Below are 16,229 nucleotides of genomic sequence, written 5' to 3'. Positions count from 1 at the left end.
TATATTGCGGTGAATTTATAGTCCCATTATGAGAATTCTGATAGCCGACGACCATCAATTTATTCTAGAAAGTATTGAGATATTATTGTCCACAATTCCTGATTTTGAGGTAGTTGCCACGCACAATAACGCCAAAGACTTGTTGAGGTCCTTGGAGTTATATACTGAAATTGACCTTGTGATGACTGACTACAATATGCCTGAAATGAATGGCATTGAACTTACCTATCAAATTCGTCAGAAATATCCTCAAGTTAAAGTTTTGTTGTTAACGGTTTCAGAGGATTTTCAAACTATTCAGGAGGCTTTTCAAGCAGGTGTAGCGGGATATGTAATGAAAAAGGCAGGTAAAGAAGAGTTTGAAAAAGCCTTAAAAGTTATTGCCTCAGGACAGAAATATTATAGCGAATCAGTGGTATTTGAATTGTTGAATCGGGATAAGAAAATGTCTGACCTGGTGGGTAATACTATAAAGGATGACCTCGCTAATCTATCGGGAAGAGAAATAGAGATTATCAAACTTATAGCGGAGGAACATTCCACCAATGTCATAGCAGAAAAGTTGTTTTTAAGTCCTGCAACCGTAGAAACTCACCGACACAATATCTTGAAGAAATTGGGAATCAAAAATGTGGTGGGATTGGTAAAATTCGCAATAAAAAATGGGTTGATTTAAAGTAGACTTAAACTGGTATTGCCATTTCAACACTGAGACCTGCCTTGTTAATGAATTCGATTTTCCCCTTTAAAGACGCCACTCTGGATCTCAAATTAGGCATACCCATACCTTTTTTCTCGGAGTTTTCGGGTAATCCAACTCCATTATCAGTGATTTTTACAACCAAATTATTATGAATCTTTTCGAGAGAAACCAGAGCCTCAGTGGCTTGAGAATGTTTGAGGATATTATTTGAAACCTCGAGCAGAATACTGAAGATTTCGTATTCTATTTTACTTTCAAATCGGCCCAAAGTTTCTGATGCATTATATATAAAGTGCGTTTTTCCGAGTGAGTTTAACTCATCTACCAACTTTTCTATGGCCGTTTTTAGCCCTTTGGTTTCGAGCTCCTCTGGCAATAAGTTATGGGAAATGAGCCTTACATCTGTATAAACCTCTGCCAGTGCATTTATGGTTGAGTTGTAAATTTGGCCTTGTTTTTCGGTTTCAAAACTTGGTTGGATGGATTCCAATCTCCAACGTATTCCCGAAATTTTTGCTGAGAGGTTATCGTGTAGTTCTTGTGCAACACGCTTTCGTTCAAGGGTTTGTCCTTCTAAAAGTGCAGCCTTTATTTCACGGTTTTTGGCTCGAAGTTTTTTGTTGTTCCTGAAAAAATAAAGAGCAAATCCCAGTCCGGCGGCTAAACTTAAAATGAGAATGTTCCGAATGAGCTGATTTTTATTGGCTTGTGTCATGAGGTTCTCATTTTCAAGTGCTTTTATTTTAGACTCTTTGATGGCTAAGTTGTAATCAGACTGAATCTTTTCATTTTTTTGAGCAAAAATAGAATCTTCTTTTGCCTTAAATATTTTCAGATAGGATATTTCTCTTTCTTGCGATTGCTTCTCATCTATTAATCTTTGATTTTCTAATTGGTGGATTCGAGATTGTTTCGTAGCCAGATCATAATCAGCATATATTTTTTGGGTTTTCTCGATAGCAAGTGAATCCTCATGTGCTTTATATTTTTCTAAAAACTCTAGTGCTTTCTCTTTATTATTTTTGAATTTATAAAAACCATATAATAGGCCTTCTGCCATTGAAATGAACTTGGTGACCCCAAATTTTTTGGAGTATTCATAGGATTTTTCGAGATATTCCTGGCTCTTGGTAAAGTTTAGTCTGAGAGCTTCATGCTCAGCTTTAAACCTGTAAATCGATAATAAACTGTAATAGTCTTGCTGTTTTTCAGCTAAGTTAAGTGTTATTTCTGAGTAATGGTTAGCATTTTTTCTGTCCAGCAATACATTGTAAGTAGTTGATAACATGCCGAAAACAAGATTTTTTGTGAGATATTCAACACGGTTTTCTTGTATGATCTGTTCAGCTTTTTTTAGATCATTCAGAGCAAGGTTGTATTTTCCAGATGTATTCAAAAAATTGGCTCGATAAATGAGCCCTAAACATTTTATTTCATGATTATTTATATTTTGGCCAAGGGCATATATTTCTTCCGAAATTTTCATTCCTCGGTTCAAAAACTCATTTTTACTTATCGCAATATTTTGGATATTCCATAACATTATGGAGGCTATTCTCACTTTTACTGTGGCTATAGCTTCGTAGTTTTTGGTTTTGTCCAAAATATCTTTTGCTTTTAGACCTAGTTCCAAGCCTCTTGAAAAATCGTTTTGAAAATAAGAGGCATGAAACGATTTGTTGATTAAAAGCAACCCTTCTCCAACCTTCCACTTTATTTTTTTTGTGAGACTTTCTAAAGAATCAAGTCTTTGTGGGGTGTTTTTTTCGTGGAAGTAAATCGAATAGTAGGTGTATTTCGACCAGGCAGTGACCAACATCGTATCTCGGTGAATGGATGCAGGTCTTTTTGTCCATATTTTCACCTGATTGGCCAAGCTATCCATCACAGGTCGGGCAGCGAAGGCCGCTGACGATATTAATACAAACAGAACAAAAAGCAGTTTCCGCATTATTTTTTTTAAAAATCATTTGAAATAAGCCAAAAACAATTCGAATGCAAAGTTTTTGGATAAAATACAGGTTTACCTGTAGAGCGAGTACAAAAAAATACAGGGAAGTCCCGATTGTTTCGAAGATTGGAGAATTTGAAATTTGTAAAAATTATAGTTCCCATGAGAATACCAGAAATACCCATAGGAGGAAGAAAGAAAGTGGTGCCGAGCGATGTCATTTTGTTTGAAGCCGAAATTAACTACACCAGGTTGCATTTGAGTAACGGTCAGTATGTTATGGTGGCCACCACTCTAAAAAAACTGGAGAAAAGCTTCTCGCCATTCCGATTTATCTATAGAACGCACAAGGGCTTTATGGTAAACCTAAATTTTGTGCAAAGCTTGGAAAGCAATGAGGTTACACTTAAGAACAATAGAAAAGTCTTGGTTTCAAGAAGGCGAAGAGAGCTGTTGTTGAAAAATATGGGTGAAATGAATTATAAGGTATAAAGATGAAGAAGGTAGTTTGCTTTTTAATATTACTTTCAAAAACACTATTTGCTCAAGACCTCCAATGGCTAAAACAGGTTGGAGGTTATACCAATGGAGCCTATGATAACACAGGACTACGAACCAAAGTAGACGCCGCAGGAAATACCTTTGTGGCATTGCAATTTGGGCAATCAACAGTCGTACAAGGCATTAGTTATTCCTCTGGGTTTTATATTTTTAAGTTTGACACCAACGGAACGGTGGCTCTTGTTGTAACTGTACCTGCCTACATAGACGATTTTGATGTTGACGGTACCGGTGCAATAAACATTACAGGATCCTACACAGGTACAGCCAATTTTAGTGGAGTAAGTGTTACGGCTACCAATCTAACCACTGCAGTTTATCTTGCCAAGTACAATTCAGCAGGCGTGGTGCAGTGGGTAAAATCTATCTCTAATGATGCCTCAAATTCAGGAGTTTATCATAATAATTTTGTACATGGTATAGTAGCAGATGCCACAGGCAATGTTTACATAACAGGTAGTTTTGTCGGGAATACTGATTTTGGCGGTACAACGTTGCCTTGCGTTTTTTCCTTTGATTTTTTTGTTGCTAAATACAGCAGCACAGGAAATTTATCTTGGGTGCGGCACGCCCATTCTGTCAGTAATTCTTCGTCTATTTATGCTATTCGGGGTAATGCAATTACATTAGATAATTCTGGCAATGTAATTATTACTGGCTTATTAACGGGTGTCGTAGAACTGGTAATTGGTGGAATTGATATTGGAGAATATAACAACAGTGATGGTAAGTTTTTTATTGCCAAATATAGTAATGGTGGTACATTTATCTGGGAACGTGAGGTCAGCCATGTAAATGGTGCACCTTATGCTACTGATGTAGTAGGAACTGACATAAAAGTAGATGTTTTGGATAATATCTATGCCATAGGTTTTTTTAGAGGAACCACCAGTTTTAGTGGAACAATTCTCACCTGTAATAGTGATTTTGATGGCTTTTTAGCAAAGTATGATGGCTCTGGTTTGTTTATATGGGCAAAACAAATGACTGCCACGGGTAGTAATGAATGCAGAGGTAACGCCATTGAAATAGATGCCGCGGGCAATAATGTATTTGCCATAGGCACTTTCCAAGGCACAACAAGTTTTGGTGGAATAGCACTTACTTCTATCGGCATAAAAGATAGTTTTATTGCCAAATACGACAATTTAGGAAATACTGTTTCCGCAAAACAATTCGGCTCGACAGCAAAATCCAACCAAGCCAATGGTATAGCCATTGATGGTTCGGGAAATACTTATATAACTGGTGCTTTTCAAACAACAGTCAATTTTAGTGGTACTAGCAAAACTGCTTTTGGCAACCAAGATGCCTATTTAACAAAATATAATGCTGCTGACGTATTACAATATGTAAAGCATTGGGGTGGTGCCAATTTTAAAAATGCTAGGGGTAAATCCATTGTAGCAGATGCGGCAGGAAATACCCTCGTAACAGGTGAATTTGCAGGAATTACAGATTTTGGCGGAATAACTCTCTCGCCATCAAGTACTGGCAATGATGATATTTTTGTTGCCAAGTACAATGTTACAGGAAATCTGCAATGGGCAATTCAAACTACTGGTGGTTCTTATCATTATGTATATGATATTTCAACTGATGCTGCCGGAAATGCTTATATAACAGGTGTTTATGCAGGCACATTAAGTTTTGGCGGAACAACATTAACTGCTGTTACAACAGCCCTTGAAGTTTTTCTTGTCAAGTTTGATAATACAGGAGTTTTGCAATGGGCAAAACAAATAAGTCCAGCAACCTCAAGCCCTTATGCTGGAGGTTTAGGATTAAATGTGGATGGTTCGGGTAATATATTTCTGACAGGTACATTTAATGGAACTGTAAATTTTGGAGGAACAAATCTCACTTCTATAGGCACGGTTGATATGTATTTAGCAAAATATAATTCGGCAGGAACACTTCAATGGGTAAGGCAAGCAGGAAGTCCAACAAAGATAGATTTTGGCAGTAGTGTAGCAGTAGATGCTTCGGGAAATGCTTATGTCACAGGTGGATTTAAAGGAGCTACAAATTTCAGTGGAACAATTTTAACCGCCTTGGGAACAATTGATTTATTTGTGGCAAAGTACAATACTTCAGGCACTTTGGTATGGGTAAAACAAGTAGGCGTAGCAGCCCAAGAGGTTGTGGGTTCAGATATTTGCATTGATGGTTCTGGCAATAGTTATGTTTCAGGAGATTTCGGCGGAACGGTCAACTTTGGAGGTACAACTTTATCCTCCATAGGTACTGCTGATATGTTTATAGCCAAATTTGACGACTTGGGAAACACTCAGTGGGTAAAACAGGCAGGTTCGGCAGGGAAATTTACCAGTGGGCGTAGCAATACCATTGATGCCACAGGCAACGTATACATTACAGGTGAGTTTTTAGGCACGACCAATTTCGATGGCACGCTCATCAACCTCGTAGGTTTGAATGATGTTTATATTGCCAAATACGACAATGCGGGCATGTTTTCTTCAGTAAAACAAATTGGAGGAGTTGGAAATAATACCTACTCTTATGGCATTTCAACCGATGCTTCGGCAAATATTTATACTACAGGTTCTTTTGAAAAAAACACCAATTTCTTGGGTAATAATTATACATCCATAGGTTCAAGTGATGTTTTTATTTTGAGTCTCAGTCAAAATAATAATCTTATCGAAACCATAACTTCTGGTAATTGGAATGCTACTGGCACTTGGAACTCCAACACCATACCAACTGCAACTAAAACGGCCAAAGTAAACGTCCATACAGTAAGCATACCTAACACTGGCAATGAAGTAAAAACCATCCAAATGAATGGTGGCGTCATTAATCTAAATGGTGGCACTTTAGAAATTAAGAATCAATGAAAAAGATAATGTACGTAATAATTATTTTGAGCCACTTGGTTAATGCCCAAGTTCCTGATTTGGTCAAAAAGTTCAGAACCACCTCTGCTACCACTCCGCCCAATAGCATTGAATTTGGTGGTAGTAATTACGCACAAGGCACTGCTACCATAGGAGGATTTGTGTATTTTTTTGCTAAAAACTGCTCAACTTGCTATTATTCTCTATACAAATCAGATGGTACTGCAGCAGGTACACAGGAAATAAAGAGTTTTCCGAATATTCAAGATAGAACTATTCAATTTTTGGGAGCTACTGCTACAAAAGTATTTTTCAAGATAAATTGGCATTTGTTTGTCTCTGATGGTACAACGGCTGGCACAGTTGAGTTGCATACAGATATAAATCGTTTTGCGATTGAAGGCACTGTTGGCTCAAATAACCTTTACTATGCTGATTTTGTAAACGGGCAAAGTCGGGTACTGAAATCAGATGGCACGGTGGCGGGTACATCAGTCATCAAAACCTTTGGAGTGAGTAGTGTTTATAACTTCATTGAAATAAACAATACGCTGTATTTTACCACAATTGATAGAACTGTGGCTAATCAGCCTTTTATTCTCTGGAAAAGCGATGGAACTTCGGTCGGAACAATTTCATTGGCCAGTATAACTGCCAGTTATAGTAATGTTTTTACTAATCCTACAAATTTCAACGGAAATTTATTCTTTAACATCGGAAGTCAATTATGGAAAAGCAACGGTTCAGTAGCTGGTACAAGCCTATTGGCTACGGCCAGTGCCAATATTGACGATATTGAGACGAGCAATGGCATATTGTATTATTGCCTTGGTGCGGAACTCTATAAAACAGATGGAAGTACCGCCCCGGCCTTAGTAAAAAACACAGGTGGAAGTGTATCAACACTTAAAAATGTGAATAATACACTCTATTTTGCAGCTGATGATGGTACAACAGGCTCAGAACTGTGGAAAAGCGATGGCACTACTACAGGAACAGTTTTGGTGAAAGATATTAATAGCGGTTCTGTAAGTAGTTTTCCAAATCTTGATGGTTTTGTTATTCCACCAGCCAATTCTGTTTTTTATTTTACAGCTCTTACAGCTACTAATGGTGTAGAATTATGGCGAACTGATGGCACTGCGATGGGTACTTATCTTGTTAAAGATATTTATACGGGAACTACGTCTTCATTTAATCTTTACACCCAATATCTGTTAGGCGTAGCCAATGGGAACGTATTGTTCTTTGCCAATGACGGCACGACGGGTATGCACCTCTGGAGGTCCGATGGTACTTTGACAAATACAACTTTGCTGAAAGCACTTGCACCTAATGTTCCGAGTTCGTTTAATTACAGTTATATTATTCCGAATATAGCTCAACTCGACAGCACAAATCTCGTTGTAATTCCGATTGATGATAGTAATTCGACAGCCTTGTGGAAAACAGATGGAACTAACGTAAATACGCAAAAAGTTAGTAATGTAGCTATTGATGCTATCTTTAACAGAACAGAATTTGGAAGTTTAAACAATAAACTATATTTCAGTGCAAATGATGCGACAAGTGGTTATGAATTGTGGCAAACAGATGGAACAGCGGCTGGAACGAATAGGTTTATGGATATTTTTCCTAATCTAAGTAGTTCATCTCCCTCAACCTTTTATACTTTCAATGGTTTACTTTATTTTAGAGCTACAAGTGTCTCAGCATCAAACGAGGTATGGCGAACCGACGGTACATCGGCAGGTACTTTTAAGCTAATAAACTACACACCAGCAGATTATATTGTATACAATTCTACACTGTATTTCAAAAATCAAACGGGTAATCTTATCAGAACTGACGGAACTGTTGCTGGCACGGTACCAGTTACATCAATTTCTACTCCATCTTCTTCCTCAGGCATTAGTCCTGAGTTAGCTGTTGCCAATAACCTCATTTTTTTTGCCCAAAAAACTTTTTCAGCTACTAATGGTATTGAACTTTGGAAATCGGACGGTACATCAGCAGGCACTTCAATGGTGAAAGACATCAATGTAGGCACAGCCAATGCAAGCCCGCAAAATTTGGTAGCCTTGAACAACAATCTTTATTTTCTTGCTAATGACGGCACAAATTATGGACTTTGGAAAACCGATGGAACGGCTGCTAATACCACGCTCATAAAAGCCTTAGATACGAAAATAAACGTAACTTATTATTTGGGTTTAATAAACGTAAATAATACGCTCTTTTTTACCTTCAACGATGGAGTAAATGGTTATGAACTTTGGAAAAGTGATGGTACAATTGCTGGAACGGTTTTAGTAAAAAACATAAATCTTTATGGTAGTTCGATGCCCCAAAACTTTACGAATATCAATGGTAAACTCTACTTCACTGCCGATGATGGCACACATGGAACAGAACTTTGGGTAAGCGATGGCACAGCTACTGGCACAGCCATGCTTCATGATATTAATGTAGGTGTTGGGAGTTCGCATCCTCTGTCCATCACTTCATTCAATAATTACATCTATTTCATTGCTTTTTCTGCTTCAAATGGCTACGAGTTATGGCGTTTTGACCCAAATACGAATATCTTAGAATCCATCACCACTGGAAACTGGAATGTCGGCAGCACTTGGATTTCGCCTTCTAATACACTCTTGCCAACAGCAACCAAAACCACTAAAATAAACGCAAGTCATACTGTAACTATATCCAACACGAGCAATGAAGTAAAAAGCATCCAAATGAATGGTGGCGTTATTGATCTAAATGGTGGCACTTTAGAAATTAAGAATCAATGAAAATACAGGTAAACCTGTAGTGGATTAGGGAAATTTACAGGGATTTTTCCATTGCCGTAGAAATTACAAGTAAATAATTTTACGTCAGATATTTATACAAGAAAATAGCAACCCATGAAATGAAGAAATACATTTACTGTCTATTACTTTTCACTATTCAATTAAGCACTTTCGCCCAAACTTGGACCGGTGCTCTAAGTACTTCTTGGGACGTGTCTGGCAATTGGAATCCTAATGTTGTTCCTACCACGGGCAGCAACGTAACCATCCCTGCTGCTTTATCAAACTATCCGGTTTTGCAGACTGATGTCACGATAAACGGAATAACTATGGTGCCTGGTAGTAGCATAGATTTCAATGGAAAAAAACTAAGTATTACTACTAATATTGGTGTTTACAATAATATTTCTGGGGCAATACTTAACAATACGCTGGCTGGCACCGATATAGTTTTAGAAATAAATACAGGCACGGGTGGTTATAATACCACTTTCAATAGCAACACCGTCACAGACAATATAACCTTTGATTTATCAAACAGCAATTCCTTTTTTGAAGGAACAAGTGGAACCAAAAATATTTATACTGGCCATACAACTTACAATATCAACGGTAGTATGGACTTTCAATATGCTCAAAATCTAAAATCCGAGAACAACGGGAATTTGACCTTTAACCGAACTGTGGCTGGCAACACAAACATTTTTAACGCTGGAGGATTAGTCACTGGGAATTTTTCATATACCAACCTTACTTCGGGTTCACTATCAATCGGAAATTCGGCGAATAGAACTGCCATTGGCGGTAAAATAGATATTACTGTTAATAATTTAAATACCTCGGCTTACCCGCTCAACCGCATCATTAATCAGACTCCTGGTGGGGTGATTTCAGTTCAGAATACACTGGGTTTTACGGTATCCAGCGATACTCTGTTGGTTAGTTCTTTTTCACTAACTGGCTACCGTGGAGCTAATTATGCGGTATTTAGTAATAACAAAATTTCGGGCAATCTAACCTTGATCGATGATTTGACTTATACTGGTGGTTATAACACCAAAGTTTCACGTAACGACATAGGTGGCACCGCTACATTTGTCATTAACGGTACGAACAGTTTTTTGGAGGCAAACGAAACCAACTCTCAAAACACCTTTGGAGGTAATGTTAGCTATTCGGCCACTGGTATTGCCACCTTAAATATCGGAAATCAAGAAAAATCCACTTATGGCGGAAATGTCAATATCAGCCGATCGGGGGCTGGACTTACAGTGATTTTTGGAAAAGGTTCGTCAATTGCTGGAAATTTCAGTTACACCAATACGACCTCAGGTAGTGCTACATTAGGACAGTCGGGTAGCAAAACATCAATAAGTGGTACGGTAAATATCAATATCAACAACACCGCAACCTCGTTTTTTAGCCTTAGTCGTTTCGTAAACCTCACACCAGGTGGAAGTATTTCTGTTCAAAATACCCTAGGGTTTTCAGTTTCAAACGACACTTTATTGGTTACATCATTCTCTTTAACTGGCTATAGAGGAGCAAATTATGCTAGTTTAAGTAATAACAAAATCTCTGGAGATTTGACAATCACTGACCATTCGAGTTATACTGGAGGCTTTGATACTAGAATTTTGCGAAACGAAATAGGTGGAAATTCAAACTTTACCATTTATGGATCAAATGCCTTCTTTGAGTCCAATGAAACCAACGGACAGAATACTTTTGGAGGAAATGTAAGTTACACCGCTAATGGATCGGGACCTCTAAATATTGGAAATCAAGAAAGATCGACTTATGGAGGAAATGTCAGTATTTCAAGAACTGCTGCTGGTTCTAGCTTTATTTTTGGAAAAGGAGCAAACATTGCGGGGACTTTCTCTTTTAATAATTCAACATCAGGTCTTTCGTCACTTGGTCAGACAAACCACAGAACTGCAATCGCGGGTACGGTAAACATTACCATCGCCAATGTGGCACTGTCTCAGTTTGGTTTGTATCGTTTTGTTAATCAAACAGCTGGAGGTACCGTCTCTATCTCTAATACCCAGGCCTTTGATGTCTTTAATGATACACTTCTGGTCAATTCTCTTTCAGTTCTGAATTATGGAGGCAATGGTTACGCCCAATTTTACAACAATAAAATTTCAGGAGATTTATTTTTAACCAGTGATGCCTCTTACGGAGGAGGCTATAATACAGGTATTGCCAACAATGAAATTGGAGGGGATGTCATTTTTACTAACACGGGTTCAAATGAAATGAATGATGCCATAGGTACAAATGTTGGCAATAAATATTTTGGTAATGTGACCTACCACAAAATTGGTGGAAATATCAACGTGGCCACAAATTCAGAAAATGAGTACGGTAAGGGTATCACCTTTAATAGTACAGGAGGAATAACCATAAACCGTGCAAAATTTATGTCGGCTGCTGACGGAATATTGGAACAGTTGGGAACTCAAGCCATAGTCATTTCAAACATTAAATTAGAAAAAATTGGTGCAGGCAAGCTCACTCTCAACAGTCCATTGACGGTAGGTACGACCATTGCTTTTACTAGTGGATATATAGTAGCATCTATGACCAAAGAGCTGATTTTTCCGGATAATATCGGTTATACAGGAGCATCAGATGCTAGCTATGTGGTAGGCCAGGTAATAAAGCGAGGTGATGATGCATTTAGCTTCCCAGTGGGTGGAGGTGGTAAATTGGCCAAAATCGGTATTTCGGCTCCATCTAACGTTAGCGATGAGTTTAGGGTACTTTATTTTGACCAACCTGTAGGAAATTCAATACAAAAAGAAATAAGTATTGATCATATTTCAACCAATGAAACTTGGCTTTTGGTTAGAGCTGTGGGTACAAGCAACGTTTTGGTTTCCCTCGGTTGGGAAACTGCCAGAAGTGGAATTGTAGATTCTCCAGCTGATCTAAGGATAGTTGCTTATGAAGTAGATACTTGGATAAACAAAGGCAATGGCGGTACCACAGGAACGAACCTTTCGGGCGAAATAGTTTCGGCTGCGGCTATAAGTAGTTTTGGTCTCTTTACATTAGCAAGTGCAAATGCCAACAACAGTTTCTTGCCCATTTTTGAATCTATAAACACAGGCTTGTGGAATGTCGGTAGCACATGGATAACTCCGAGTAATCCAGTAGTTCCTACTTCAAAAAAAATAGCCAAGATTAATTCCACACATACCGTTTCAATATCAAACACTGGCAATAATATAAAAACCGTGCAGATGAATGGAGGCACAATTAATCTCAATGGTGGAACCTTAGAAATTAAAAATCAATAGCGATAATTAACAAATAAAAAATATACTATGAAAAATTTATTTAAAATACTGATTATTAGTTTAATGTCTAATACTGTATTTGCTCAAAACTCCATAACTACGCCAACAGGAACACCGCTAACTATTGGCAATAATGGGGTGAAGCTAGCAAATTTTACTTCTGCTTCAGCTACATCAGCAAGCAATAGCAAGGCATTGAGCGTAGACGCAAGCGGTAATGTGATTCTAGTGCCTGCCCTTGGTGCTTTACCAAACCCAATTACTACATCCCCTGGAACCCCACTAACCATTGGCAATAATGGAGTTCAGCTAGCCAATCTAAATTCATCTTCGGCAACTTCCGCTTCAAACAGCAAGGCCTTGAGCGTAGACGCCTCTGGAAATTTAATATTGGTTCCTTCTTTAGGTGCTTTACCAAACCCCATTACTACCTCACCAGGCACACCTCTTACTATTGGCAATAATGGTGTTCGTTTGGCAAACCTAACCTCGGCGTCTACTACTACAGCCACCAATGGCAAAGCACTAAGTGTAAATGCTAATGGCGATATCATTTTGGTGCCTGATGTTGCTGGTTCAGGTGGTGGTGATCCAAGTTTCAGAACTGTTAATTCAAACAATACAATGGGAGGAACTGGCTCGGGAAATGCCACAACAGCACTTGGGGTTGCAAATACTTTTTTTGGGTTTAATGCCGGCTATTCAACGGGTGCTACCGCCGCAGGTTCAGAAAATGCTTTTTTTGGGTCAAATGCAGGATTCTATTCAACGGCTAGTTGTTGTAATACCTTTGCTGGGGCAAGTGCAGGGGTTTATAATACTTTAGGGGCAAGTAATGTCTTTTTAGGTCAAGCGGCAGGTGCAAATAATCGCACAGGTAATCAAAACATCATGATTGGGGTAAGTTCTGGTTATGATGGTGTTGGTACTACAGCCAAAAATTCCAACTACAATGTATTGATCGGTAATTATACGGGCGTAAATAATGTCGGAGATTTCAACGTATCTATGGGCTATGCAGCTGGCCAATTTAATACCACAGGAGTATCTACAATTTCGATTGGGGGCTATGCCAATGGTCATTCAGCTTCCACAACTAACTCAAATTGCACCTTTGTAGGAACTCAATCAGGTACTTGGACAGGGACAAACCATGCAGCACCAACTACCGTTGTTAATAATTTGACCAATTCCACTGCTATTGGCTACCAGGCACAAGTAACGGTTTCGAATGCTTTAACGCTCGGAGGAGTAGGTGCCAACGCCGTTAAAGTAGGTATAGGCATGCATAATCCGCAGTATCCGCTTGATGTAAAAGGAGTTGTGAATATGCGAGTGGCCTACAATTCACCAAGTATGAAAATCAACGACCGCGATTTTATGGGAATTGGTGAATCTGGTGAATTTTGGGTTTCTAATTTTAAAATGAAATACGATAACGAAGCTCAATGGTCAGACAAGGTTTTCGAAAAAGGATATAAGTTTCTGAGCATAAAAGAGCTGGATGAATTCGTAAATAAGAATAAACATTTGCCAAATATTCCTTCTGCAAAAGAAGTTGTTCAAAATGGAGTTGATAATACAGAAATGACCTCAAAACTTCTAGAGAAAATTGAAGAAATGAGTTTGTATATCATTCAATTGGAGAAAAGATTGAGTAAGGTAGAAGAGGTGAGATAAGCGTTCTCACCGAAACACCCGCACATAATCTACAATCATTTTCTGCGGAAGTTTGGTGAAATTATCAGGGTTACCCGCTAGGTTGCCACCCACTGCCACATTGAATATTAGGAAAAATTCTTCCTGAAACTCACTTAGGCCCGAAGGGGTAGTGTCTATCACATGGTATTGTACATTGTCCACATACCATGTGATTTTTTTCTCGTCCCAAACAATAGAATACACATGGAAGGCTTCTTTTAAGGTAAACCCGTTGACAGCCAACTTGCCACCATATTCGGCATGGGTGTTGTTATTGTCCCAGTGTACTGTTCCAAGAACGGTATTGTCAGTTTCGAAACCACCTACTACCTCCATGATATCTATTTCACCACATTTTGGCCAGCCAACTGTTGAGAAGTTTTTTCCCAGCATCCAAAGTGCTGACCACAAGCCTTTGGTATTGGGTACAGCTGCTCTAATATCGACTCTGCCATATTTGAAATTAAACTTATTCTGGGTGGTTAGTCTTGATGAAGAGTATGACTTAGAACCCGCTGTTTCGGTTTTGGCTTCAATCATTAAATAACCTTCTTTAACAGTAGTATTTTCTTTTTTATAGAATTGGAGTTCGTTATTCCCCCAGCCACATAAGTTTGGGCAACCATCTCCAAGTTCATAATTCCACTTTTTCTCGTCCAAACTCGTTCCATCAAACTCATCGGCCCAAAGGAGTTGCATGCCAGGGTACGAAGCTGGAGAGGTATTTCCTTTGGTTGGAATTTCGCTTACGGATGTGGTTTTTGGAGTGTCGTCAGTATCATTTGAATTACTTACATACCCAGACGGTTGCTGACAGTCTTGGAGACTTACAGATTTATTTCCTAGACCGTCACCATCCAAATCTTGATAAAAAGTGGCTTTAACGCAATCTTGGTTTTCTTTTTCGCAAGCAATTGTAAAGATTATCAATACCAGTAATCCAATTTTGGTTTTCATCTATTTAAGGTTAATTGTAGGTAGTAACTATCTTGTAGTCAGTTTGTTTGTCCGAATAAAAAAACAAGATGTTTTATTTAATACTCAAGGCTCCACTGGGGCATTTTTTTACGGCCTCCAAGATTTCTTGACTGCTCGCAGCGTCCATTTTTACCCAAGGGGAGATTTTAGGCTGAAAAACTTCGGGTAGGTTTTTAACACACATGGCAGAGTGAATGCACATGGCCGACTGCCAAACCACGGTTATATCGCCGTTGGTATATTCTTTTTTGATATTTTTAGGATCCATTCTATTGAGTTTTCTTGAAGCAATTTACGGATTATTTCAAGGAAAACAAATCACCAAGTTCCCTGTTTTTTTGCCAGAATCTGCGTAATCAAAGACCTCTTTTATTTGGTCCAGTGTATAGGTTTTATCTATAAATGGCTCAAAATCATTGTTTTTCATGAGTTTGGAAATGAGTTGAATAGAAGCATTGATGTCCAAAGGAATGGGAAATTTGACTTTTTTGCCAGAAAAAATGGTAAGCAACGGTAAGAAAATATTTTGTGCCATATATCCTAACTCAGATGAGATATAAGTGCCTTCTGATTTTAGTAGGTGTTTAGTTTGATAAAAGGATGACTTACCGACAGCATCAAAGACAAAGTCAAATTTTTCGTCCATTTTCCGAAAATCCTCTTTTTCATAATCCAGGACTTTTTCTAAGCCCATTTGTTGCAGTTTTTCTAAGCTTTTTGAATTGCCTACGGCCGTAATTTTCAGATCCAAAGATTTCAAAATTTGCACCATAGCAGAGCCAATAGCACCCGATGCCCCATAAACCAAAACTTTTTGATTTGGATATATTTTTATTTTATTGATGAAATTGATGGCATAATGGGCTCCCTCAAGACTTGCAGCTGCATTTTCAAAACCAACATTCTCAGGTATCTTCGCCCATGCCTTTTTCTTCGAAATGCATAAATATTCAGCATGGGAACTAACACCCATATCATTGAATCCAAATACCCGATCCCCAATTTTGAAATCTTTGATTTCCTCACCCACTTCTTCAACTATTCCCGCAAAATCTGTCCCTAAAATAGGATTTCGTGGTGCAAAAAAGCCTGTAAATAGCCTCATTATGTAAGGTTTGGCCTTCAGCATGGCACAATCAGTGCGGTTTACTGTACTTGTCTTTACTTTTACCAATATTTCGTCGGCCTTTGGTTGGGGTGTTTCTACTTCCTTGATTTCCAAGACTTCAGAGTTGCCGTATTTGTAGTAAACGCTTGCTTTCATGCCCTATTGACTTAATTATTAGGCAAATATCAAGAAAAATTCAAGTGTTAATTTTTGATTTTTTTAAAAGGAGTTTTATGAGGTTTTTTGGTTGAAATGTA

10 protein-coding genes are annotated in these 16,229 nt (G+C 38.3%); 6 read left to right on the top strand and 4 right to left on the bottom strand.

What is annotated here, in order from left to right; translation table 11 throughout:
• Positions 1 to 28: 28 nt before the first annotated feature.
• The gene (locus tag EGI31_RS15890; RefSeq protein WP_255038138.1) at positions 29 to 676 is read left to right on the top strand and encodes a response regulator; all 648 of its coding nucleotides are present in this window, start codon (positions 29 to 31) and stop codon (positions 674 to 676) included.
• Between the two features lie 7 nt (positions 677 to 683).
• Here the strand turns inward: EGI31_RS15890 and EGI31_RS15885 are convergent, their stop codons facing one another.
• Positions 684 to 2,654, bottom strand: a complete 1,971-nt coding sequence (locus tag EGI31_RS15885) for a sensor histidine kinase (RefSeq protein WP_255038137.1) — start codon at positions 2,652 to 2,654, stop codon at positions 684 to 686.
• Positions 2,655 to 2,816: 162 nt separating this feature from the next.
• Here EGI31_RS15885 and EGI31_RS15880 point away from each other — a divergent pair, with 162 nt between their 5' ends.
• The 5 genes from EGI31_RS15880 (at position 2,817) to EGI31_RS15860 (ending at position 13,865) form a co-directional block, all read left to right on the top strand.
• Positions 2,817 to 3,146: a LytR/AlgR family response regulator transcription factor gene (locus EGI31_RS15880; protein ID WP_255038136.1), complete on the top strand. Its 330-nt coding sequence runs from the start codon at positions 2,817 to 2,819 to the stop codon at positions 3,144 to 3,146.
• A gap of 2 nt (positions 3,147 to 3,148) precedes the next feature.
• A complete protein-coding gene (locus EGI31_RS15875) occupies positions 3,149 to 6,076 on the top strand; it encodes a beta strand repeat-containing protein (RefSeq protein ID WP_255038135.1) in 2,928 nt (975 codons plus the stop codon).
• Positions 6,073 to 8,874 carry an ELWxxDGT repeat protein gene (locus tag EGI31_RS15870; protein WP_255038134.1) on the top strand — a complete coding sequence of 934 codons (2,802 nt, stop codon included), beginning with the start codon at positions 6,073 to 6,075 and terminating at the stop codon, positions 8,872 to 8,874. The genes EGI31_RS15875 and EGI31_RS15870 overlap by 4 nt, the downstream gene beginning before the upstream one ends.
• A 119-nt stretch (positions 8,875 to 8,993) precedes the next feature.
• Entirely contained in the window at positions 8,994 to 12,185 is a 3,192-nt protein-coding gene (locus EGI31_RS15865) for a beta strand repeat-containing protein (RefSeq protein WP_255038133.1), read from the top strand.
• A gap of 27 nt (positions 12,186 to 12,212) precedes the next feature.
• Positions 12,213 to 13,865: a hypothetical protein gene (locus tag EGI31_RS15860; RefSeq protein ID WP_255038132.1), complete on the top strand. Its 1,653-nt coding sequence runs from the start codon at positions 12,213 to 12,215 to the stop codon at positions 13,863 to 13,865.
• Positions 13,866 to 13,871: 6 nt separating this feature from the next.
• On the opposite strand, the gene EGI31_RS15855 is transcribed toward EGI31_RS15860, so the two are convergent.
• The 3 genes from EGI31_RS15855 to EGI31_RS15845 form a co-directional block, all read right to left on the bottom strand.
• Positions 13,872 to 14,843 (bottom strand): glycoside hydrolase family 16 protein, encoded by a 972-nt coding sequence (locus tag EGI31_RS15855; protein ID WP_255038131.1) that lies wholly within the window; start codon positions 14,841 to 14,843, stop codon positions 13,872 to 13,874.
• Between the two features lie 73 nt (positions 14,844 to 14,916).
• Positions 14,917 to 15,132, bottom strand: coding sequence for a (4Fe-4S)-binding protein (locus EGI31_RS15850; RefSeq protein WP_255038130.1), 216 nt, complete (start codon positions 15,130 to 15,132; stop codon positions 14,917 to 14,919).
• A 36-nt stretch (positions 15,133 to 15,168) separates the two neighbouring features.
• Positions 15,169 to 16,128: an NAD(P)-dependent alcohol dehydrogenase gene (locus tag EGI31_RS15845; RefSeq protein WP_255038129.1), complete on the bottom strand. Its 960-nt coding sequence runs from the start codon at positions 16,126 to 16,128 to the stop codon at positions 15,169 to 15,171.
• Positions 16,129 to 16,229: the final 101 nt, after the last annotated feature.

Source organism: Lacihabitans soyangensis (assembly GCF_024343775.1).
In the GTDB taxonomy this organism is placed as follows: Bacteria; Bacteroidota; Bacteroidia; order Cytophagales; family Spirosomataceae; genus Leadbetterella; species Leadbetterella soyangensis.
The sequence above is the reverse complement of the archived record's forward strand: the minus strand, read 5'-3'. Positions and strand labels throughout refer to the sequence as shown.